At 62.8% G+C, this 21070-nt stretch carries 13 protein-coding genes and 2 pseudogenes; 4 read left to right on the top strand and 11 right to left on the bottom strand.

Translation table 11 applies throughout. The annotated features are described in order from the left end of the window. The first annotated feature begins 24 nt into the window (after nt 1-24). Complete coding sequence (locus ABD833_RS16735; RefSeq protein WP_345074538.1) at nt 25-957, top strand: hypothetical protein; 933 nt, start codon at nt 25-27, stop codon at nt 955-957. Between the two features lie 72 nt (nt 958-1029). On the opposite strand, the gene ABD833_RS16730 is transcribed toward ABD833_RS16735, so the two are convergent. Continuing rightward, entirely contained in the window at nt 1030-2577 is a 1548-nt protein-coding gene (locus tag ABD833_RS16730; protein WP_345074536.1) for an OmpP1/FadL family transporter, read from the bottom strand. 61 nt (nt 2578-2638) lie between these two features. After that, a complete protein-coding gene (locus tag ABD833_RS16725) occupies nt 2639-4036 on the bottom strand; it encodes a hypothetical protein (protein ID WP_345074534.1) in 1398 nt (465 codons plus the stop codon). A gap of 210 nt (nt 4037-4246) precedes the next feature. On the opposite strand from ABD833_RS16725, the gene proS reads away from it, so the two are divergent. Then, entirely contained in the window at nt 4247-5722 is a 1476-nt protein-coding gene (proS, locus tag ABD833_RS16720) for a proline--tRNA ligase (RefSeq protein WP_345074532.1), read from the top strand. Between the two features lie 34 nt (nt 5723-5756). On the opposite strand, the pseudogene ABD833_RS16715 reads toward proS, so the two are convergent. After that, nucleotides 5757-6212, bottom strand: a pseudogene (locus tag ABD833_RS16715) (transposase family protein); the annotation flags it as partial. A 71-nt stretch (nt 6213-6283) separates the two neighbouring features. Further along, nucleotides 6284-6700 (bottom strand): transposase family protein, encoded by a 417-nt coding sequence (locus ABD833_RS16710; RefSeq protein WP_345074531.1) that lies wholly within the window; start codon nt 6698-6700, stop codon nt 6284-6286. Between the two features lie 386 nt (nt 6701-7086). Here ABD833_RS16710 and ABD833_RS16705 point away from each other — a divergent pair, with 386 nt between their 5' ends. Then, nucleotides 7087-9423 carry a patatin-like phospholipase family protein gene (locus ABD833_RS16705; RefSeq protein ID WP_345074530.1) on the top strand — a complete coding sequence of 779 codons (2337 nt, stop codon included), beginning with the start codon at nt 7087-7089 and terminating at the stop codon, nt 9421-9423. 203 nt (nt 9424-9626) lie between these two features. Here ABD833_RS16705 and pulA read toward each other — a convergent pair whose 3' ends face one another. The 3 genes from pulA to ABD833_RS16690 all read right to left on the bottom strand — a co-directional run bounded on the left by pulA (nt 9627) and on the right by ABD833_RS16690 (nt 15183). Next, nucleotides 9627-11633 carry a type I pullulanase gene (gene pulA, locus ABD833_RS16700; protein WP_345074529.1) on the bottom strand — a complete coding sequence of 669 codons (2007 nt, stop codon included), beginning with the start codon at nt 11631-11633 and terminating at the stop codon, nt 9627-9629. 192 nt (nt 11634-11825) lie between these two features. Beyond that, nucleotides 11826-12581: an alpha/beta fold hydrolase gene (locus ABD833_RS16695; protein ID WP_345074528.1), complete on the bottom strand. Its 756-nt coding sequence runs from the start codon at nt 12579-12581 to the stop codon at nt 11826-11828. 352 nt (nt 12582-12933) lie between these two features. Then, nucleotides 12934-15183 carry a T9SS type A sorting domain-containing protein gene (locus tag ABD833_RS16690; protein WP_345074527.1) on the bottom strand — a complete coding sequence of 750 codons (2250 nt, stop codon included), beginning with the start codon at nt 15181-15183 and terminating at the stop codon, nt 12934-12936. Nucleotides 15184-15572: 389 nt separating this feature from the next. Between ABD833_RS16690 and ABD833_RS19405 the strand changes: the two are divergent. After that, a pseudogene (locus ABD833_RS19405) lies at nt 15573-15780 on the top strand (catalase); the annotation flags it as partial. 259 nt (nt 15781-16039) lie between these two features. Here the strand turns inward: ABD833_RS19405 and ABD833_RS16680 are convergent. The 4 genes from ABD833_RS16680 to ABD833_RS16665 all read right to left on the bottom strand — a co-directional run bounded on the left by ABD833_RS16680 (nt 16040) and on the right by ABD833_RS16665 (nt 20941). Further along, nucleotides 16040-16762, bottom strand: a complete 723-nt coding sequence (locus ABD833_RS16680) for a M16 family metallopeptidase (RefSeq protein WP_345074526.1) — start codon at nt 16760-16762, stop codon at nt 16040-16042. Between the two features lie 165 nt (nt 16763-16927). After that, entirely contained in the window at nt 16928-18265 is a 1338-nt protein-coding gene (locus ABD833_RS16675; RefSeq protein WP_345074524.1) for a family 1 glycosylhydrolase, read from the bottom strand. Between the two features lie 109 nt (nt 18266-18374). After that, nucleotides 18375-20048, bottom strand: coding sequence for a GMC family oxidoreductase (locus tag ABD833_RS16670; RefSeq protein ID WP_345074523.1), 1674 nt, complete (start codon nt 20046-20048; stop codon nt 18375-18377). Nucleotides 20049-20350: 302 nt separating this feature from the next. Further along, nucleotides 20351-20941 carry a gluconate 2-dehydrogenase subunit 3 family protein gene (locus ABD833_RS16665; RefSeq protein WP_345074522.1) on the bottom strand — a complete coding sequence of 197 codons (591 nt, stop codon included), beginning with the start codon at nt 20939-20941 and terminating at the stop codon, nt 20351-20353. Nucleotides 20942-21070 lie beyond the last annotated feature (129 nt).

The following is a 21070-nucleotide window of genomic DNA, read 5'->3' as shown; positions in this document are numbered from 1 at the left end:
GGCTTCTCCCCACCTTTGCTCCCTATGCGCTACCGACTGCTTCTTATTGTCCCGTCTTTGCTCAGCCTGCTGACGGCCTGTTCCAAGCAAAATGCGGGGCCGCGCCTCGATCTGGTGGGCAGCGGCCGCTACGTCAGCTTCAACCGCGACGATACCCGCCCCGGCGACACGCTGACCTTCAAGCTGTATGCCGATACCCGGGATGCGGAGGTTCCCCTGCGGCGCGTACGCATTCTGGTAACCTATACTCCCCTCAAAAACCCCGTAAGCTATCCTCAGGGCTTCGTGCCCGGCAGTGTCCCGGCCGACCGGGAGTTCACCTACCTCGACTCCGCCATCACGACGAAGGATTTTGTGCTGCAAACCACGTTCAACGCCCGTACCACTTCCGGCCGGGAGCAGTGGCGGTTTGAGGCCGAAGACGCCGGGGGCAATACCGTGCGCCGGGGATTTCGCCTGCAGGTGCGCAACAACGACTCGGCCAACGCCTACCACGGCTATACGGCTCAGTTGCAGGCTCCCAATGGCAACGGCAACCGCCGCAGCTTTCTGGCCCTGCTGCCGGGCCTGACTTTGCCCCGCTACACGGTGCGAGCCAACGCAGATGCCCGGAATATAGTCGACGTCGTGTACGTGGCCAATCAAAGTGGTATCTACCTGGCCGCCCCCAACGATGCGCTGGTTACGCATGTGCCGAAATGGACCACCCGGCCCACCGAGTTCCGCACCACTACGCTTGATAAAACCGGCTTCGACGGGGCTGATACCAGCGGAGAGCTGATTGCCGCATTCGGAACGCCGGCCACTCCCCCACTCACTCATACCGACCCTATAGCCAAAGGCAAGGTCTACGCCTTCCGGACCAAAGACCAGAAATCCGGCCTCCTCTACGTGCAGGATATTCTCCTTACCACCCCGGTTCCCACCGTGCTTTTGCAGGTTCGAATCACGAAGTAAGGGGCCGGAACAAGGCCAAACAAAGGGCTGCTCCGTTTGGAGCAGCCCTTTGTTTAACGGATAAGCCCAGGCTCAGAAAGTGGTGCCGATAGTGACGGAAGTCGTGTACCGGTTACCATTGACGTTGATGACCGGAGCGGCCTGGTCAGCCAGGGAATAGGATTGGTCGTAACGCTTTTCCAGGGCATACACACTCGCCGCATCCAGGAAGAACTTGCCCTGCCGTAACCCTACCCCAGCGGTAAAAAACTGCCGGGTCCGGTCAAACTCATTGGCTTTATACGGGTCGCCGTAACGGGCATAACCAGCGCGCAGCCGGAAAATATCGAGCCGGGCCTCCCCGCCGAAGCGCAGATTCACGGCCGAGCCATACAAGGTTTTCGAGGCGTTGTTTTCCGCGTCGAAGGTGTCGTTGTTGTTGGTTTCCTTGTCGCCACCCAGCCGGGCCTGGCTGTAGTTTACATACTCCACATCACCCGTCAGGAAGCCATACTTACCAATCGTGACGGCAGCCCCGCCCGAGGCCCGGAAGGGAGTAGTCAGGGAGTAGGTATAGTCGCTGGGCAGTGACCGGACCGAACCCGAAGTCCCAAAATTGGTCCGCGGGGCGCGGCTGAACTGGGTGTCAAACGAGGTGGAATAGTTATCCGTCAGGCGCATAAAGGTGGGCGTCTGGATGGTCGCGCCCAAGCGAACGGCATCGTGCAGACGGTAAATAGCGCCCACGCGCAGATTCACCCCACTACCCCGGGTTTCAACCTGGTCGCGACGCGTCAGGCTGGTAAAGGCCGTGGCGTTGGTGGGGTCGTTGGCTTCCCTTTCCTGAAAGGTGCGGGTTTCGTTGTAGCGGGTGGAAACGATGCCCAGGGCTGCTCCCAGGTAGAGCTTGTCGCGGTAGCTAGTCCCGAAAGCCAGATCGAACTGCGTTTGGGAGCCAGTGGATAGTACCACTTCGTTCTGCAGAATTGGTCCAATCCGCCGTACTGCTCCCAACGAGTCGTTACCGCGTTGGTCTTCGTAGTATCCCGTCAGCCCCGCGCCATAAGCCAGCCCATCGAGCGAGTAGTAATCCTCGTTGTCGTATTGTTCGTCGATATCGGTGTACGTAGCCTCCAGGCTGTTGTCGATAATACTGGGATTACCCAACCGCGCCAGCAGCGAACGGTTGTTGTCCACGGTATTATTGTAGTGGTAGCGCACGTTGAAATCATTGATCCGCGTCAGGCCCACGCCAAAGTTGGCGGCGCGCCAGTCGGAGCTGTTATCCTCATCCGCCAGGCGCCCGGTGAAGACCGCTCCCAGGCTGCCAATATGAAAGCTGTTGCTATTGTCGGTCAGCGTGTTATCGGACGAAAGAGGGCGGGAGTCAAACTGCCCCAGGCCCAGCCCGGGCGTAAAGCTGAATTCCGACTTGCGGAAAAGTCCCAGGCCCGCGGGGTTGCTGCTTAGGTTGCCCAGGTCGGCACCCAGAGCCACGTTGGCCCCAGCGATACCCAAGGTGCGGGCCGGGCCCCCAAACTGGATCCGCGAATACCGCAACGCGTCGGTTTCATTCTGGGCAAAGGCGTGGCTGGCCCACCCCGTCAGGGCCAGGCCAAGCCAGTATTTAACGTTTTTCATCGAGGAAAGAAAGGAAGCCGCTGGTCGACTGTTCACACTCAGTTAATTGGCTGGGCAGGGCTTATTGCATCCGCCCCCGGCCCCGGGACCCGCTATTCCCACCGCTGCTGTTGCTGCCGGAGTTGGAGTTGCCCGAAGGCGCGTTGCTACGGGAAGGCTCCGAATAGGTACGCTGCCGCGCCGGCTGCTCACCGGACCGGCTGGGCTCAGTCGATTCCCGGTATACCCGCTGTCGGGCAGGCCGCTGCGGCTGGTCACTGCTGCCTCCGGACTGGGGCGGCGCTACTTCACGGTAGCGCCCCCGCCGTGGCTGGGCATAATCCCGGGGAGTGGCCGGGGAAACATCGGTTCCCGAAGAGTTGCCGTTATCAACCGTGCGTCTGCGCTCCCGCATCGCGTCGGTGTTCAGCCGGGGCTGGTCCACCGCGTCACTGCTGCCCGGCATGGGGTTACCGGATTGCCCCGAAACCTCCGCCGCTTGCCGGATCCGGCCTTCGCGCTCTTTAATCTGCTGATCGGTCAGGTCGCGGGTTACGTTAACCTGGTCGCGTACCGGCTGCCGAACCGGAACATCAACAGCGGTACCACTACCGCCGGCACTGCGTATGATGCGGCCCCGCCCAGGCACTACGGCCGGGGCAGCATTACCATTGCCGGACAGGCCATTGGTAGCCGAAACTCCGCCGGGGTTAGCTACGCCACCCTGCTCGATGCGGCCCCGGCTGCTGCCGGGCTGAGCGGCCGAGGATGATACGGCACTGCGCGCCCCGTCCCGCCGGGGACCAGAGTATCTTTCAGCGGAACCATACCTGCGGCCATAGCCGCTGTTCAGCCCGTTATAGAAGCCGTTGCAGTAGCCATCGTTGAACCCTCCGTATCCATAGCCGCCGTAACCATAGCCGAAGCCGGAACGCCAGGGGTTGTAGAAAGGCCGGCCAAAGCCGATGTTGATATTGACAAAGGAGCCTCCATACACGAAGGGATTACCATAAGGGCCATAGAAAGGATCATAGAAAGCCCCGTAATACCCGGGTCCCCAGCCGTAGGGCGAGTAGCCGCCGCTGTACCAGAAGGGGTCGGTGTAGGCGAAATCGTTGTAGCCGTGGCCAAAGCCGCGGTACGCGGGCTGGTAAAAGCGGCGAATACGGCCCGCGTAGCCATATTCGTCATCGTAATACTCCGCGCTGCTGACCGTGCCCGATGAACGGCCGGTGCTACCGCTACGGTACTCCGGATTCGGGGCCTCGTCGTCGCCGGCCTGGGTGGTGCTGCCCTGCGCAGGCTGCGCATCAGCTTGCCTGGAAGAAGCCGTGGCGGTCGGAGCGTTGCGGGTAGTTCGGTCGGCGGAAGAGTAGTACACGCCGTCGTCCTCCGTAGACGTCAGGTGCGACGTACTGGCGCAACCGCCCAGCGTCAGCAGGGTTAGGGCCGGTAAGAATGCGGTTAGGATCTTTTTCATGGCTGCTTGCGCGTATAGAAAGGGCCGGAAGAGAGAGAACAAGGGAACCGTTACGCTGAAGAGGGGAACAGAGGCCGGATGGTTGTCTGACCAGCGCCGCTTACTCCGGTTTAATTTTAACGTAATTTGGGGGCGAAACGGTGCCCGGAAACGCAGGCAAATCCTGTACCACATTTAGGCCCTTTTCCCCCTACCAAAGATACCCCGATTATGAGCAAAAGTTTGCCCAAGCGCAGTGAAGATTATTCCCTCTGGTACAACGAGTTGGTGAAGCGCGCCGGCCTGGCCGAAAACTCGGCCGTGCGCGGCTGCATGGTCATCAAGCCCTACGGCTACGCCATCTGGGAAAAGATGCAGCGCCAGCTCGACGACATGTTCAAACGGACCGGCCACCAGAACGCCTATTTCCCGCTGCTCGTGCCTAAAAGCATGTTCGAAGCCGAGGAAAAGAACGCCGAGGGCTTTGCCAAAGAGTGCGCCGTGGTCACCCACTATCGTCTCCAGACCGACCCCGACAACCCCGGTAAGCTGCGCGTCGACCCCAACGCCAAGCTGGAGGAAGAGCTGATTATCCGGCCCACTTCGGAGGCCATTATCTGGAGCACCTACAAAGGCTGGATTCAGAGCTACCGCGACCTGCCCCTGCTCATCAACCAGTGGGCCAACGTGATGCGCTGGGAAATGCGCACCCGCCTGTTTCTGCGCACCGCCGAATTCCTGTGGCAGGAAGGCCACACGGCCCACGCTACCGCCGGGGAAGCCATTGCCGAAACCCGCCAGATGCTGGACGTCTACGCCCAGTTTGCCGAGGAGTGGATGGCCCTGCCCGTGGTGAAAGGCATCAAGTCGGAAAACGAGCGGTTTGCCGGGGCGCTGGATACCTATTGCATTGAAGGGCTGATGCAGGACGGCAAAGCCCTGCAGGCCGGTACGTCGCACTTCCTGGGGCAGAATTTCGCCAAGGCGTTCGACGTGCAGTTTACCAACAAGGAAGGCCAGCTTGAATACGTCTGGGGCACCAGCTGGGGCGTGAGCACCCGTTTGATGGGCGCGCTGGTTATGGCCCACTCCGACGACGAAGGTCTGATCCTGCCACCCAAGCTGGCCCCGATTCAGGTCGTCATCGTGCCCATTTACAAGTCCGGGCAGCTGGAAGAGCTGACCGAGCGTATCCGCCCCATGCAGCAGGGGTTGCTGGAGCGCGGTATCAGCGTGAAGTTCGACGACCGCGACACCGAGCGGCCGGGCTTCAAATTCGCGGAGTGGGAGCTCAAAGGCGTGCCGGTGCGCATTGCCGTCGGTATGCGCGACCTGGAAGGCGGCACCGTGGAAGTAGCCCGCCGCGACACCAAGGAAAAGATGAACCTGCCCCTAGCCGACATCGTGGACACGGTGGCCGCCCTGCTCGACGATATTCAGGCGAACATTTATAACAAGGCGCTACGCTTCCGCGAAACCCACACCACCCGCGTGGATACCTACGAGGAGTTCAAGCAGGCCCTGGAAGGCGAAGGCGGCTTCGTGGTGGCGCACTGGGACGGCACCGCCGAAACCGAGGAGCGCATCAAGGAAGAAACCAAAGCCACTATCCGCTGCCTGGCCCTGGCCGAGCCCGACGAGGAAGGCGTGGATATGCTGACCGGTCAGCCCAGTGCCCGGCGCGTGTACTTCGCCCGCGCTTACTAGCCAGCCGCGTCAGGAAATGCTCAATCATTAAAGCTTATGCGGGTATCTGGGTGAGTTTCGCGGGTGTGGGCGCGAGATAAACCCGGTGGGGACTGCGGACGCGCAGGTTGTGCAGGCCACAGGCCACGACCATGACTGTGTCGCGCACCCACTCGCCGCGCAAGCGCACCGTGTCGCTGACCATGCGCAGGCGTTTGATCCCACTGTGGGCGTGCTCGATGACGACGCGCAAGGGGCTCAGCAGCTGATTGTAGAGCTTTTGGGAAAAGGTCAGCTCCCGCTTCGGCGGCTTTTTGTGGGGCATCTCGACCCCGGCCGGGGCGTGGCCCGGCAGGCCCAAATCCTGGCGCAGCACGCTGCCGGCCGGCAGGTGCAGGGCGTACTCGTCGGCCATTTTTTTGTCGTGTACCCGCCCGCCTTCCGTGGGGGAGAGAAAGTACACGTACTGCGTATCGTCGCACAAGGTCATGTTTTTCAGGCGGTGAGCTTTTTTTTTGCGCTGTACTCCTCGGCCTGTGCTTCGCCGTCGGGGTTGCGCGGCACCCCATGCTCAACCCCATCCTAGGTAAAGACCTGGTCCGGGTGCTGGGCCAGGTGCCGGGCTAGTTCAGCCCCGTTGCGCACGGGCAGCAGCCCACGCCGGCGCAGCACTTGGGTGAGCACGCCCAGCAGGACCGTAGTCAGGCGGCTGACGCGGGTCTGCGAGACGCCGAAGCTGGCGGCCTGGTGCTGCTGCAAGCTGTTGCTTTTGAGGTAGGTGAGCAGAAAAAAGAGCTTCGTGTCGCTGCCCGCCAGCGTAGCGTTGGCCCGCTCGGCGTGGGCCGGCAACCGCCGCTTGGCCCCGTCCAGGGTATGGTAGCGGTGGTAGCGCTCCCAGGCCGGGGCGAAGGCGGTGAGCAAGTCGTCAAACCCGGCCGGCAACCGACTGGTCAGGGCCAGAAACTGTCGCGGCCGCTCGCGTAGGGCCAGATAATCCATGCCCAAATGTGCGGCGCCGCTTCGCGGGTTAACTTAGCGCCTGGTGTTACGCAGGGCATCGGCGGGCTACCTGGAAACGGCCTTTGGGCAGTTGGCAAAAGCCTTTCTCCAGCGCGCGGGAGCTCTAACTGCGTAACCCCGCCAGTTATTTGCAGGACTTGCGCGCGGGTTCGCGAAAGTCATCTCATGCAGGGTTAAAACGCGGGGTCTCGCAGGGCGAACGGAACAAAACCCTGCGAGACCCCGCGTTTCAACCCTGCGTGAAAGATAATTCAACGGTTTTGCGTAAGTCCCAGAGTAATCTGGCGCCGTAGTTTAGCACAACTCCTACCCTGCGTCTGCGTAGGAATGCCGCTGCCCAACAGGTGAGCTTTCCCTCCAAACATATGCGCAAACCCTACTACTGGTTTCTGTTTTTCCTGGTGTCAATCTGCTCCCTGGCACCGGCCGCGGCCCAGAAAGTGGGCCTCGTGCTCAGCGGCGGCGGGGCCAAAGGTCTGGCCCACGTGGGCGTGCTCAAACAGCTGGAAAAAAACCGGATTCCCATCGACTACATCGTCGGCACCAGCATGGGCGCCATCGTGGGGGCCCTGTACGCGGCGGGCTACTCGCCCCGGGAGATTGAGGAAATCGTGCTCAAGCCCGACTTCCAGAACTGGGTATCGGGGCTGCCCCCGGAAGACAAGGTCTACAACTTCTACGATGCCGAGCCCACGCCCGCGGCCCTGCACCTGCGCCTGGCCGTCGACTCGACGTTCAAAACCCGGGTGTCGGCCCCGCTGGTGAGCGACGTGACGCTCAACTACGTGCTGGCCACCATGCTGGCCCCGGCCGGGGCTATTTCGGGCTACGACTTCAACAAGCTGCTGGTGCCCTACCGCAGCGTGGCTACTGAGGTGTTTACCCGCGAGAAGGTGGTGCAGCGCGGGGGGTCTTTGTCCGATGCCGTGCGCAACTCCATGTCGTTTCCGCTGGCCTTCCGCCCCATCCGCGGGCAGGACGGCCGCTACCTGTTCGACGGGGCCGTGGTCGACAACTTCCCCACCGGCGTAATGCGGGAAGAGTTCAAGCCCGACATCATTATCGGGGTGAACGTGGGCGACGTGGCCTTCAGCAAATACCCCAAGGAAAAGGACGATGCGCTGCTCACCAGCACCCTGCTGTTTTTGGGCTCCAACGTGGCCGATACGATTTCGGTGGGCAAGCGCGGCATCTTCATCCAGCCCGACCTGGACGGCATCACCGCCGCCGACTTCAACAAGGTGAAGCAGCTGGTGCAGCTGGGCGAGCAGGCCGCCGACCGCAAGATGGAGCTGGCCCTGAGCCGCATCACCCGCCGCGAAGACACGCTGGCGTTGCAGCAGCGCCGCCGCGCGTTTCAGGAGCGGGCCCCCAAGCCCGAGTTCACCCAGATAACGGTGCAGGGCCTGCCCCGGCAACAGCAGGAGTTTGTGCGGCGCTTCTTCCGCAAAACCGGCTCCGGCTACTCCCCCGGCGACATCGAGGAAGGCTACTACCGCCTCGTCAACAACGACTTCTTCAACGACGTGTACCCCCGCATCCGCTACGACGGGGGGCAGAAGGGCTACGTGCTGGGTATTGATGCCCGCCAGAACAGCAACCTGACCACCGACCTGGGCGTGCTGCTCTCGACGCGCTCCGTGAGCAATTTCTACCTGGGCGTGGCTTACCGCTACCTCTACCGCTACCTCTACACGGTGAAGGCCGACGCCACGGTGGGCCGCTTTTACAACGGCGCGCGCGGCTCCTTCCGGGTCAGCATCCCGGGGCGGACGCCGCTGTACTTCGAGCCCACGGTCACGTTCAACAATTTCAACTTCCAGGATACGGGCGGCCTGCTGGGCTCGGCCGCTCAGAACACCCAGCTCCAGCAGCGCGACCTGAAGGTGGAGCTTCAGGTGGGCCTGAGCCCCAACTTCCGCAGCCGCTACATCCTGAGCGGCGGCGCTTTCAGCAACCGCGACCGGTACGCCAATACCAACGAAATCAGCAACAACGCCACCCTCGACCAGGACCGCTTCGACGGCTTCACGGCGGCGGGCCGCTTCGACCGCAACTCGCTGAACCGCCGGCAATACGCGGTCAGCGGCAAGCGTGTGCGCGTAGGGGCGCGGGCCGTAACGGGCCAGGAAACCTACGCTCCCGGCTCTACGGCCGGCGACCTGCAGGGCCTGACGCGCAACCATCGGTTTTTAAAGGGCGAGATATTCAGCGAGCGTTATTTCACTTTCAACAAAGTCGATTCCGTGGGCCGGCAGGTGCACGCCTGGGGCTACCTGCTGGAGGCGGTGGCGACCACCCAGGGCGCATTTGCCACCTACCGCGCCTCCCTCACCATGTCGCCCGCCTTCCTGCCCCTGCCCGATTCGCGCACCCTGTTTCTGGACCGCTACCGGGGCACGGCCTACGCCGCCGCCGGCCTGCGCTACGTGAAGGCTGTTCTGGGGCAGCTGGAATGGCGCACCGAAGTGTACGTGCATACCGTGGTACGCCCGTTTGAGCGTCAGGAGTTCAATCCGCTATTTGCCGAGCGGGGCACCACCCTCAGCCGCCCCTACCTCACGGCCATGACGGGCTTCGTCTACCAGACCCCCGTAGGCCCCGCCGCCCTGCAGTTCATCCGCTACGACGACCCCAACAACCAGTTCGGCGTCTTCGCCCACATCGGCTACGTCCTCTTCCGCGACCGGTCGTTGGATTGAGTTTTCAGTTGCCAGTTGCCAGTTATGTGTTGCCAGTTGCCAGTTATGTGTTGCCAGTTACGTGTTGCCAGTTGCCAGTTGCATGTTGCCGGTGTGGGGCGGTTGAACGAACTGGCAACTGGCAACACATAACTGGCAACTGGCAACACGTAACTGGCAACTGGCAACACGCAACTGGCAACTGGCAACACGCAACTGGCAACTCAATTCTGCACCAGAATCAGGGCGGAGGATGCGGGCAGGCTTAGGGACTGACCGGCGTGCGTGAGCTTCTCCAGGCCTTTGGTGTTCAGCTCGGCGCCGCGCAGCACTACGGTGTAGGCTCCGGCCGGCACGGGAACTGCGGTTGGGGCGCGGTTGCCGTTGAACAGGACCGTAATGGTACCCCAGGCGTCGCCGCCGGCGTGGTTTTGCAGCTGGTAGCCGATGGTGTTGGCCGGCATGGCGGGCAGAAAGTGCAGGTGCTGCTGCACCAGCGCGCGGGTGGGCAGCCGGAAGGCCGGGTGGGCCCGACGCATTGCAATCAGCTGCTGGTAAAACGCCAGCACGCCCGGGTACTGGCTTTTGCGGGCCCAGTCGAGCTGGTTCACGCTGTCGGGCAGGTTGTAGGAATTGTGGGAGCCGCCCTTGGTGCGCAGAAACTCGTCGCCGACGGGCAGAAACGGCACGCCCTGCGACGTGAATACGATGGTATTGCTCAGCAGGTCCATCCGGATCAGCTCCGCTTCCGTCGCGCCGGGGTTGGCCACCGTGAGCTTGTCCCACAGCACCCGGTCGTCGTGGCAGGCCACGTAGTTGATGGCCTGGCCGGGCTCGTTGGCCCAGGCGGCCTTGGAGTAGTTCACTTTGGCGTAGTCGAGCTGGGGGTGCTGGGTGGCGGCCACGATACCGAACTTCACGCTTTCTTCGAGACCGGGCTGGCCGCTGGCAAAGCCGGGCTCGGTCTGGCGGGCGTAGTGGCCCTTCACGCCGTCGCGCAGCTCGTCGCCGAAGGCCGCCACGCGGTCAAGCTTAGGCAGGTTGGCTTTCACGGCCCGCTCGGTTTCGGGCAGGGGGCTGGCCCCGGCCGTCCAGCCTTCGCCGTACACGAAAATGCTGTGGTCGATTTCGTCCAGCGCCACGCGTACGGCCCGCATAGTGCGGATGTCCAGCACCCCCATCAGATCGAACCGAAAGCCATCGACGTGGTACTCCCGGGCCCAGTACGCCACCGACTCCACGATCAGCTTGCGCACCATGGTCCGCTCCGAAGCCACCTCGTTGCCGCAGGCCGTGGCGTCGGAATAGCGGCCGTCGGGGTTCTGGCGGTAGTAGTAGCCGGGCACCAGCTGGTCGAAAGAGCTGCGGGCGGCGTTGGCGGTGTGGTTGTATACCACGTCGAGCACCAGGCGCAGGTCGCGGCGGTGCAGGGTCTGGACCAGCTGTCTGAACTCCCGGATGCGGGCGGCGGGGTCGGCGGGGTCGGTGGCGTAGGAGCCCTCGGGCACGGAGTAGTGCAGCGGGTCGTAGCCCCAGTTGTAGCGGTTGTCGGCCAGCCGGCTTTCGTCTACCGAAGCGAAGTCGTTGGTGGGCAGCAGGTGCAGGTGGGTGATGCCCAGCTCCTGCAGATGCCGCAACCCGGTGCTGACGCCGCCGGGACCCTTCGTACCGGTGTCGGCCACGCCCAGAAACTTGCCCCTGGGCGCGATGCCCGCCTGCGGGTGCATGGTCAGGTCGCGCACGTGGGCTTCGCCGATAACGATGTCGGTGGCCTGCTTCAGCGGCGGCCGCCGGTCGTCGAACCAGTCGGCGGGGTTGGCGGTAGCCGGGTCCAGGATGGCGCCGCGCAGGCCGTTGAGGCCCACGGCGTGCACGTAGGGGTCGGGTACCTCGGCCATCTGCCGGCCCTGAATAGTGGCCTGCACCACGTAGAACCGCCCCGGGGCCGGGGCCGGCAGCTTGTACACCCAGGTGCCGCCCGCCGACTGCTGCATGGCGTAGGTGGCCACCGGCTCCCCGCCCGTACCCGCGGCGTAAAGCTTGAGCTGCAGGGCGTCGGCCGTGGGGGCCCACACCCGCAGCTGAGCGTGCCCCTGCACGAACGTGAGGCCCAGGTCGGAACCGCCGTAGGTAGGATAGGCGGCGAAATCCGGCCGCTTGGGGTTCGGTTTCGGCGAAACGGCGCAGGCGGTGGCCACGAGGAGCAGGCTTAGAAACGGCAGAAAATTCATGCGGCAAAGTTGCTGAAAAGCCCGCAGCATTCCGGCTTTGCAGGAGAACTGCCGCCGCCGTTTCAGCAGTTTCCGAATCAGAATACTGCTATTGGGTAACGCGAAGTTTCACTTCGCGAGTCGTTGCTGACGGCGGCAGACGACTCGTTCAGGCATCGCGAAGTGAAACTTCGCGTTACTGCTTTCTGCTGACTACATACCGGCCGCCAGCATATGCTTCCCGGCGAATTCGCGCAGCAGCGCGGCCACTTCCGTCGGCGCTTCGTAGGGCAGCAGGTGGCCCGCGCCGGGAATGATTTCCAGCGGTGTGCCTTCGGGCAGAAACGGCAGCGTTTCGAGGCCGTGGACGGAAGGCGACATAATCGGGTCGGAGCCGCCGGCGATGATCAGGCACGGCACCGTCAGCGGGCTGAGGCGGCCGGAAATATCTTCGCGGCTACCGTGCAGCAGCCACGCTTCCCAGGCCGCTTTGGTGCTGCGCAGGTTGTCGGCCACGATCTGCGCGTGCATCACCTCCGGCACGGGCCGCACCACAATTTTACGAAAGGTCTTTTCCGCTGCCCCAGGCTTTCCCCAGGCTTTCAAGCTAGTCTGCCGCTCGGCGTCGGTCATGGGCTCGGAGGTCGGCGGGGAGGGATTCAGCAGCACCAGCCCCGCCAATCCCGGGAGCTGCCGGGCGGCCAGGGCCAGGGCAATCTTGCCGCCCATGCTGTGCCCCACCAGCACGTAGCGCGGCAGCCGGCTTTCCTGAATCTGCGCCGCAATCTGGTCGGCGTAGGCAGCCACGGAGTAGCCGCCGGCCGGGTCCGGGGCCGCGCCAAAGCCGCCGAGGTCGAGCCCCAGCACCTCGTATTCCGGGGCCAGCAGCCCGGCCACCGCTTGCCATTCCAGCCCGGAACCAGCCCAATAATGCAGACAAACGAAGGTAAGCGGGGCGGTAGTGAGCATGGCGGAAGGGCGAAGCGGTGGAACAGGTACTGAACTTACGGAGGCGAAAAAAGTATGATCCGCTTGCTTCCACCGAATTTTCTGCCCGGCCTGCCCCACCTGTAGTCGGGCGGGCAGCTGGGCCGAGTCGCGGCCGGTACAGGTTTCTGCGTTGGGCGCTTCGGCGCAGGCCGCAGCCAGAAGCAGGATCGGGAAGAGTCAGCAAGTTTTCCTGGCGGGTAAAAAAAGCGTTGGCACGCGCACTTCAAAAACCGGGGTCAGCACTGCAACTGGTTCCGCGCCGACCTGCGCGGACAGCAAAGAGCCGACTTCCGGAGAGGAAGTCGGCTCTTTGCAGGAGTGCAAGGCGGGTTTAGCGCTTCAGCACGCGGAGGCTCTGGGCCTTGCCATCGGGCATCAGCACGCGCAACACGTAAGCGCCGGCCGGCAGATTCGTCAGGCCCGGCAACTCCAGGTCGTTGGCACCGGCCGTGATTTCGGCCGCCTGCTCGCGCACCACCCGGCCGGTCATATCCAGCAGGACCAGCCGGCCTTTGCCGACGACCGTGGACTGTACCGTCAGGCGAACGTCGCTCTGGAAAGGGTTAGGATACGCCTCGAGGCGGGATTCTGCCGCGGCCGTCCCCGTGAAGTTCAACGCTTTCGGGGCGTAGAACTGCTCTTTACCATCCACATCAACCTGACGCAGACGGTAGTAGCGGATGCCGCCTTTATTGGCTTCAGTATCCAGGTATTGGTAGCCCCGCAGCCGGTTGCTGTTGGGCGAGGCACTTGGGATGAAGGCAAGGGCGCGGAACACGCGACCATCAGACGATACCTGCACCTCGTAGCCCCGGCTGTTTAGCTCCGTCACCGATTCCCAGGTAATCTCGGCATTGGGCCCGATGCGCTTGGCTCCGAAAGCCGTAAGCGTGACGGGCAGTGGCACTGCCAGCGGCGACGTGAACTCGCTCAGGGTGAAAGTGGCAAACGAGGTGACGTTGTTTTTGGTCAGGTTGTTGGTGCCGGTATCCAGGGCATCGCGGCCCAACTGACCGAAGAGGTCGCCGGAGGAAGTAGATACGAACAGGGCCAGCTTGCTTTCATCCAGCATCTGGCTGTTGGGAGCCAGGTTTTTGGTTTCGTTGTCCAGGTAATGAAATACCATAGTAGCCCGCAGGCCGCCGTTGCTGGTTTGAGCGTCGGCGGGCCGCACCCCGAAGATGCGCCGGATGCTGGGCTTGCTGTTGGCGCCGTTGCTGATGGTGAGGAAGTTTTCGCCCGTATTACGGGTCACGGTTACCAGGCCGGGGTCGTTGGTGAAAAAGGTCAGCGTCAGGCCAACGTTGCCGTAATCCTGCGTCGTGAGGGTGCCGGGCTGCGCTATTTTCACGAATCCCCGCAGGTAGCTCGTTTCCGACTCGCCCACGAGCCGGCCCGAGGCAATCGGCGTGGTGCCCACCACGGTAGGAGGAGCAAGCTCCACGAAGTTGTTCTTCGTGTTGCCGATATCAGTGCTCAGAATGCCATTGATAAAACGGAGCTGGCCACCGGGCGTGATGGAAAAGCTGTTTACCAGCGTCTTAACGCCGCCACCGTCAATTTCCACGTTCACGAAACCGGAGGTCGAGCCACTGATAGACTGCGTGGTGCCCGTGAAGCTGATGGTCGTGTTTTCGCGCTGGATGAAGCTGTCCTGGTTATTGTTGAAGTCGCCGTAGACTTCCAGGCGACCCACGTTCAGGCGGGTAATAGACCGCTGGGCCTGGCTGGTGCCCTGCATTGTGAGGCTACGGGTGCGGGCCGGGCCCGAGCCCGTGTTGTTGTAGCCGGGCGTGGTGGTGGTCACCGTCGAAAACGTCCCATCGGGGTTCTGCACGGTGGTGGTAGTGGTAGTAGCGGGCTTGATGGCGTCGCTGTAGATGTTGGGGTACTGGACCGTAGAGCCGGAGCCGAAGTCCGGAACCGTGGCATCCTTGGTGGCTGTGGGTACGCCCTGCGTCCAGTTGGCATCATCAAACCAGTTGTCGTTTTTGCCGCCGGTCCAGGTCGTGGAGTTCGGGCCTTCGGTGGGGCGCACGCCGGTTACGGTGAAGGTGGCCTGGTAAGTTGAGCCGGGTGGGTCCTGAATGGTGAAAGCACGCGGTTCTGCTGAGTTGAACCCGTTGGCGGTGAAAAATATGTTCACTACGTAGCTACCAGGGGCCAGGGTAGAGTTGGCAGTAGTGCCAATGAGCAGGTTTTGGTTGGCCAGGTCAGTAAAAAAGGTTTTGGCGCCACCGGTAGTATTTACCAGCGGCAACTGCACCGTTTTAACACCGTTGGTTGCACCGGTAGCAGTGTTGGTTACCCCATATGAAAGAACACCACTTTGGATAATATCCGGAGCGGCCTCGGTAGTGAACAGGCTCCCACCATTGAGCACCAGGCTGGTGCCGAAGTCAGATACATCAAACGTACCCAGATTTTGTCCTTCAAAACCGGAAGGAGCAGTACCGCCCTTGCCTACGAAGGTTTCGTTGCCAGTACCGCGGTCGATGATGATGGACGAGCCCGTGATGCTGCTGTTGGCCTGGGCCTGCGCGGTATGCGTCAGGCCCAGACTCGCGAACAAGGCGAGCAAGGGTAGCAGAGGTTGCCACTGCCGGAGAACCAACCGGGCGTTACGAGTAAAAGTTGAGGGTTTCATGTTGTTCGGGAGGAAAGATGAGACGAAGAACCGCCGCTGGTGCACACTCGCGTAGCAGATTCGAAGCGCATATACGGTCTCCCGGGAATAAGGCCGACATTTCCGGCTTTTTTGTATAAAAGAAATATCAATTATGTAAAATCAGGCTTTAATGGGCGTTTTTAGCCGAAAAAAAATACTTTATATATAATAAATCATATAGAACAATAAGCCGGCGAACCAGCCATTTTCCTGAGTTGCCCGGCAGGACAGACGCGGCCTGGCTACGCTAACGTTGCGCCTCACCCCCCGGCCCCGGCCCGCTTGCAACCCACCCCAGGAAGCTGACGACGGCTTCGGGGCGCCCGGTTTTCGATAACCAGAGCTCCCAGTCGGCCGGTGCCCGCGGTCCGCTGCGGCTCCAGGACTATTTCCTGCACGGGAAGTCGGCCCACTGCAACCGGGAGCGGATTCCGAAGCGCGTGGTCCGCGCCAGGGGCAGCGGCGCCTGGCACGTGCACCGTCACCCACGACATCACCCACCCCGCCCGTGCCAGGCTGTTCAGCAAAGTGGGCAACGAGTGCAAGCTGTTGGCCCGCTTCAGCACCGGCGACAACGGCGGCCCCGGCCCCGACGACCACTACACCCGGGCCGGCAACCTGTTCCGCCGGCCCAGCGCAACCTGATCGACAACCCCGTGGTGCCACGACTTTTTCGGTCGTGGTACCACTATCATTGAACGCCCCCCCCGCGTCAGCAACGATAGTGGTACCACGACCGAAAAAGTCGTGGCACCACGGCGCGGGCTGGTTACAGCGCCTTTTTGCGCGAGGCCTGAAACTTCCTGATCTGCGGGTCGATGATCTTCTTGTCGCCGACCACCACGATGGTCATGGCTTCGGGGCGCACGTACTTGCGGGCGGTTTCGCTCACCTGCTCGGTGAGGTAGGAATCGGGCAGGCCGTGCAGGTCCAGGGTGTTGAGCTGGCCGATGATGCCGCCCGGCGTGGAGTTGCGCAGCACAAACAGGCCCGACTCGTAGTTGTGGATGCCTTTCAGCTCCCCGGCCGAGGGCGGGGTTTTCTGCAGGCGCTCAATCTCGTACATGATTCCCCGGAGCGAGTTGCCGGTATCCTGGGTGGTCACGTCGGCGTTCTGGCTCCAGTTGCCGGTGCGGTAGTGCGTTTCGAGGTAGCTGTAGGGCGAATAGGTGTAGCCCTTGTCCTCGCGGATGTGGCGCGTGATGCGCGAGCCGAACGAGCCGCCCAGCAACGAGTTCATCACCCGCATCCGCAGGTAGTCGGGGTGAGACGGGTCAACCACGGGCAGGCCGAGGATGATGGTGGACTGGGGTGCGCCGGGGCGGTCCAGGGTCAGCACGTCGGGGCGGGTCCGGGACCTGGCTACTTCGATGCGCGGGGCCGGGCCCGGGGGTCTGAAACCCGGGGGCCGCCGCCCGGGCCGGCGCGGCGGCAGCCATTGGGGCGGCGGGCGGAGCCGGAGCCACCGCCGCCATTTTCGGGGAGCACGCACCCAGCGTCAGCAATCCGGCGGCCACGCTCCAGCTGGCCGCGCGGCGCTTCACTAGGGTTTTCATAGGAATAGGGGGTGAAGAAGTCCGCAAAACGTCCTCAGCCTACGCAATATCCGCCAAACCCAACCCGGAATTCTCCTACTGAACCTGCATCGTATTCGCAGCTATACTTCCACCTTCAGCGTGGCCGGTTTTCGGGTCACTTCGAACAGCTCGCCGTGGGGCACGATGGTGATGTTGCCGTATTCCTGCAGCAGCATTTTATAGGCGTCGGCTACGAGGCGGGGCTTGCGGTCGAGGTCGTAGAGGCCGCAGGCATTCACGCGGCCCAGCTTCTGCCCCAGACCAATGTCCCAGTCGACCTGGTCGATAAGCGAGTACCAGGTGAAGCCGAGTACGGGGATGCCTTCCTTGCGCATGCGCAGCACGTTCACCCACTGCTTCCAGAGCCAGGCCGGGGCTTCCTTGGGGTCGAACACGTTGGTTTCGGTGTGCATTACCGGCTTGAGGTAGCGCTGGTAATAGTCGTGGGTGATGTTGTACCAGCCCAGCACATCCATGCTGGTGTGCATGGTGCCGTCGGGCAGCACGATTTTTTCGTTGCGCCCGTAGTAGTCGTTGCCCATGATCTGGTAGCCCGGCGGCTCGCCGGCCATAAACCAGTCGTATTCGCGGCGCGTCATGCCGTTATCGAACAGATAGTTGAGCACCTCAGCATCCGGATGGTAGGCGTAGAGCAGATCCAGAGCCAGGAAGCGCAGCTTGTTCTCAATCTGGATGGCCGGGGTGCGGGTGGCCCGCAGCTCGTGGGTGAACTCGGCCGACTCGCTTTGCACGATGATGCAGTCGGGCCGGTTCAGGGCAATCTGCTGGGTCCCCATAATGCTGGCCGCCACCAGGTGTTTGAGCGCCGTCACGAAGGCCTTATCGGTTTTCAGCTGCTCATTCCACACGCCGTCCTTAGTGCTGAGCTTGGCCGTGACGTAAATCTCATTCACGGGCGTGTAATAGCGCACCCAGGGGTAGCGCTTGGCCACGGCCCCGCAATACTCGGCGAAGTGTACCGGCAGCTCGGGGTTTTGAAAGTTGCCGATGAAGTCGGGCACCCCAAAGTGCAGCAGGTCCAGAATCGGGGTGATGCCCAGGCGCTGCACCTCGGCCATGGCCCGGTCGGCAAACTCCCAGTCGTACTTGCCGGGCGCTTTCTGAATGCGGTAGTACGGCAGCCCGTAGCGCAGCACCTTCAGCCCCATTTCCTTCACCAGCCCCAGGTCTTCCTGGTAGCGGTTGTAGTGGTCGCACTCGGCCAGCAGGTCGCGGCGGGTTTTGCCGTGGTCGATGGTCGGGTAGGAGCACTCGATGCCGGTGGCGAACATGAAGTTGCCGGGGTCGCCCGATGGCAGGCCGCTGCCATCCTGGCCCCCGGCCCCGCCGTACTGGTCGCCGGCGTAGCCGCCCGCCCCGAAGCGGTCCTTAATCTGAGTTAAAAAGCCTTTGGCCATGGTGTAACGCGAAGTTTCACTTCGCGGCTCGTCCGCGCGGTGAGGGGGTGGATTGAGGTGCAGTTGTACGGGTCGGGTGCCGGGCGCGAAGTAAAACTTCGCGTTACGGCTACGTCAGGTTCTCCAGAAACTTGTCGGCCGTGCGCAGGCTCAGGGCCATAATCGTCAAGGCCGGATTTACGCCTAACGCACTCGGGAAAACCGAGTTGTCACAGATGTATAGATTCGGCACGTCGAAGGCCCGGCCGTGGGCATCCACCACGGCGTCGTCGCCGCTGAGGCCCATGCGGGCGGTGCCGATGATGTGGGCACTGCGCTGAAACGACCAGATATCGGTGGCCCCGGCCGCTTCCCAGATGCGGCGCATCAGCTGCTCGGCGTGGGCATTCATGCGGTGCTCGTTTTCGTGGTTGGTGAAGTGAATGCGCGGCTTGGGCAGGCCGCGGGCATCTTTCTCTTCGGCCAGCTCCAGGAAATTATCGGCGTGGGGCAGGCAGTCGCCCAGGATGTTGATGCCGGCCACGTGGTTGTACTGCTGCATGTAGGCGCGCAGCTTCGGCCCCCAGAACCCGCGCCCCCGGGCCACCTCCCCGGCAAACGTCACGGGCATCACGCCAATGCTCTGCAGCAGGTAGCCGCCGGCAAAGTCCGCATCCTTGGGCCGGTGAGTATCTTCCGAAATCAGGGCCCCGGGAATACCTTTGTAGGGCCGCACGGTTTCCTCAAACGTGCCGAACACCTGCACCCCGGGGTGGGACATGAAGTTGCGTCCCACGTGGCCGCTGTTCAAAGCCAGCTCGTTGAGCAGCAGCAGGCGCGGCGTTTCGATGGCGCCGGCGCACAGAAACAGGTGGCGGCAGCGCTGGCGCAGTTCCTGCCCGTTCTGCTGGTACATCACGCCGGTGATCCGGCCGGTGTCGTCGCGCTCAATCTCGGTTACGTAGCTGCCGGGGCGGATTTCGGCGCCGTGGGCCACGGCCAGGGGCAGAAACGTGACGTCCATGCTGGCTTTGGCCCCGGTGCTGCACCCGGCCTGGCAGAAGCCGCGGTTGGTGCAGGCCGCGCGCCAGCCCACGCCCTCCTGGTAGTAGCGCGCCGACAAGGCCGCGTTAGCCGCCGGCGAAGTGCGGATGCCCAGCGTTGAGCAGCCCCGCTGCATCAGCTGCGCGGCCCCGTTCAGCGGCAGCGGGGCCAGGGCGTAGCCCCTGCGGCGGGCGGGCCCCCACGGGTAGGGTGTCGGGCCCGAAATGCCCAGAAACTGCTCCAGCTCCTCGAAGTAGGGCTCCAGGGCCTCGTAGCCGAAGGGCCAGTCGACGCCGACGCCGAAGTCGCGGTGCAGGTGCAGGTCGGCGGGCTGGGGGCGCGGAGTGTAGGCCGTGTAGTGCAGGGTGGAGCCGCCCACACCGGTGCCGGAGTTGTTCTTGCCGAAGGCCACCGGGTCTTTGCCGGCCGACAGCCGCTCGTCGTTCCAGAACAGGTATTCCTGGGCTTTTTCGTCGGTGGCGAAGTCCTTTTTCGGGTCGTGCCAGGGGCCGGCTTCCAGGGCGACTACCTTCAGCCCCGCCATAGCCAGCCGGGCCAGCAGCGGGGCCCCGCCCGCGCCGGTGCCAATCACCACGCAGTCTACCTCTTCGGCCGGCCCCGGGATTTCCAGCGGCAGCTCCCGTTCCACGGGAGCTTCGGGCGCGGCGTTTTCGGCCAGGATGCTGCGCAGCAACGGGTCCTGCACTGCCGGCTCTACGGGGCTCAATACACCTTCTTCCAGGATTTCTTCGTCGGGCATTTTTTCTAATGTGATGGTAATGTGCTAATGTGGGTAATGTGCTGGCGTGGGGTTAATGTGCTGATGTGCTAATGTGATTGAATGTGCTGAGGCGGTGATGCCGGAATGCTTGAGCTTTGTGAGGCTTTAAAAAGTGGTGGGTAGTGCAGCAGCGTTGAAGTGAAATTGACCCGGCAAACAAAGCCGGCTGCCTGGCTATCAGCCATCAGCACATCAATCTTACACCAGCCCGTTCACCCACATAGCACATTACCCACATTAGCACATCAGCACATTACCCACATTAACCCCACCTCAGCACATTAAAAAACCTCCCGGTCCTCCCGCTCGTTGAGGCCGATTTTGGTCCAGCCGGGCACGTCGGCCATGCCTACGTAGCCGATTTCTTCCTGAGCCAGCGGGTGGGCGTAGTAGTTCTCGGTCAGCTCGGCCAGCAGCTCCTCGAAAAAGCGGGCGGCGGGCATGGTCAGCCAGATTTCGCCGGGTGCCTGGCCCTCCTGTACGGCTTGCAGCACCGCGTCCTGCTGCTCAGCGGCCAACTCCATAAAATCGTGCTGAAACAGGGCCTGGGCGCTCTGGCGGATGCCGCCCAGCCCCATTCGAAAAGCTTCCCGGTCGGGGGGCAGGGCATCGTAGCGCCAGCCGTCGGAGCCACCCTGCAACAGGCGCTGGTCGATGGCGGGGGCCAGCTCGATGGGTTCGGGACGGTCGGGCTGGGGAATGAGGCGGGCGGCCACGGCGCGGAGCAGCGCGTAGGTTTCGGGTTCAAAAAACTGCGGCTCGTACGCCGGGGCGGTCAGCCGGGCTTCCAGCACGGCGCGGGTAGCGGCCGTTACCAGATCGGTGTTCAGCAAGGCCCGGACGGTGCCGGCGGGATAAGGCGAATCAGGCATAGGGAACTAGCGAATCCAGCACGACGGGTACTGGCGGAAGGTAAACCGCTTACGGGTAAAATCTTCCCGCCGGCCGAAAGCCCAACCATTTTATTTCCGGTCCGAGCCTGTTCCGAAACGCCGCTTCCA

Source organism: Hymenobacter fastidiosus (genome assembly GCF_039539565.1).
GTDB classification, from domain to species: Bacteria; Bacteroidota; Bacteroidia; order Cytophagales; family Hymenobacteraceae; genus Hymenobacter; species Hymenobacter fastidiosus.
Note: the sequence above shows the minus strand (reverse complement) of the source record. Positions and strands in the feature narration are given on the sequence as shown.

Bases quoted from the DNA above. Each gene is read 5' to 3' on its own strand.
- pulA (WP_345074529.1), bottom strand. From the start codon at position 11,633: ATGAATTTTCTGCCGTTTCTAAGCCTGCTCCTCGTGGCCACCGCCTGC.
- ABD833_RS16670 (WP_345074523.1), bottom strand. From the start codon at position 20,048: ATGCCCGACGAAGAAATCCTGGAAGAAGGTGTATTGAGCCCCGTAGAG.
- ABD833_RS16730 (WP_345074536.1), bottom strand. From the start codon at position 2,577: ATGAAAAACGTTAAATACTGGCTTGGCCTGGCCCTGACGGGGTGGGCC.
- proS (WP_345074532.1), top strand. From the start codon at position 4,247: ATGAGCAAAAGTTTGCCCAAGCGCAGTGAAGATTATTCCCTCTGGTAC.
- ABD833_RS16705 (WP_345074530.1), top strand. From the start codon at position 7,087: ATGCGCAAACCCTACTACTGGTTTCTGTTTTTCCTGGTGTCAATCTGC.
- ABD833_RS16725 (WP_345074534.1), bottom strand. From the start codon at position 4,036: ATGAAAAAGATCCTAACCGCATTCTTACCGGCCCTAACCCTGCTGACG.
- ABD833_RS16710 (WP_345074531.1), bottom strand. From the start codon at position 6,700: ATGGATTATCTGGCCCTACGCGAGCGGCCGCGACAGTTTCTGGCCCTG.
- ABD833_RS16665 (WP_345074522.1), bottom strand. From the start codon at position 20,941: ATGCCTGATTCGCCTTATCCCGCCGGCACCGTCCGGGCCTTGCTGAAC.
- ABD833_RS16675 (WP_345074524.1), bottom strand. From the start codon at position 18,265: ATGGCCAAAGGCTTTTTAACTCAGATTAAGGACCGCTTCGGGGCGGGC.
- ABD833_RS16695 (WP_345074528.1), bottom strand. From the start codon at position 12,581: ATGCTCACTACCGCCCCGCTTACCTTCGTTTGTCTGCATTATTGGGCT.
- ABD833_RS16735 (WP_345074538.1), top strand. From the start codon at position 25: ATGCGCTACCGACTGCTTCTTATTGTCCCGTCTTTGCTCAGCCTGCTG.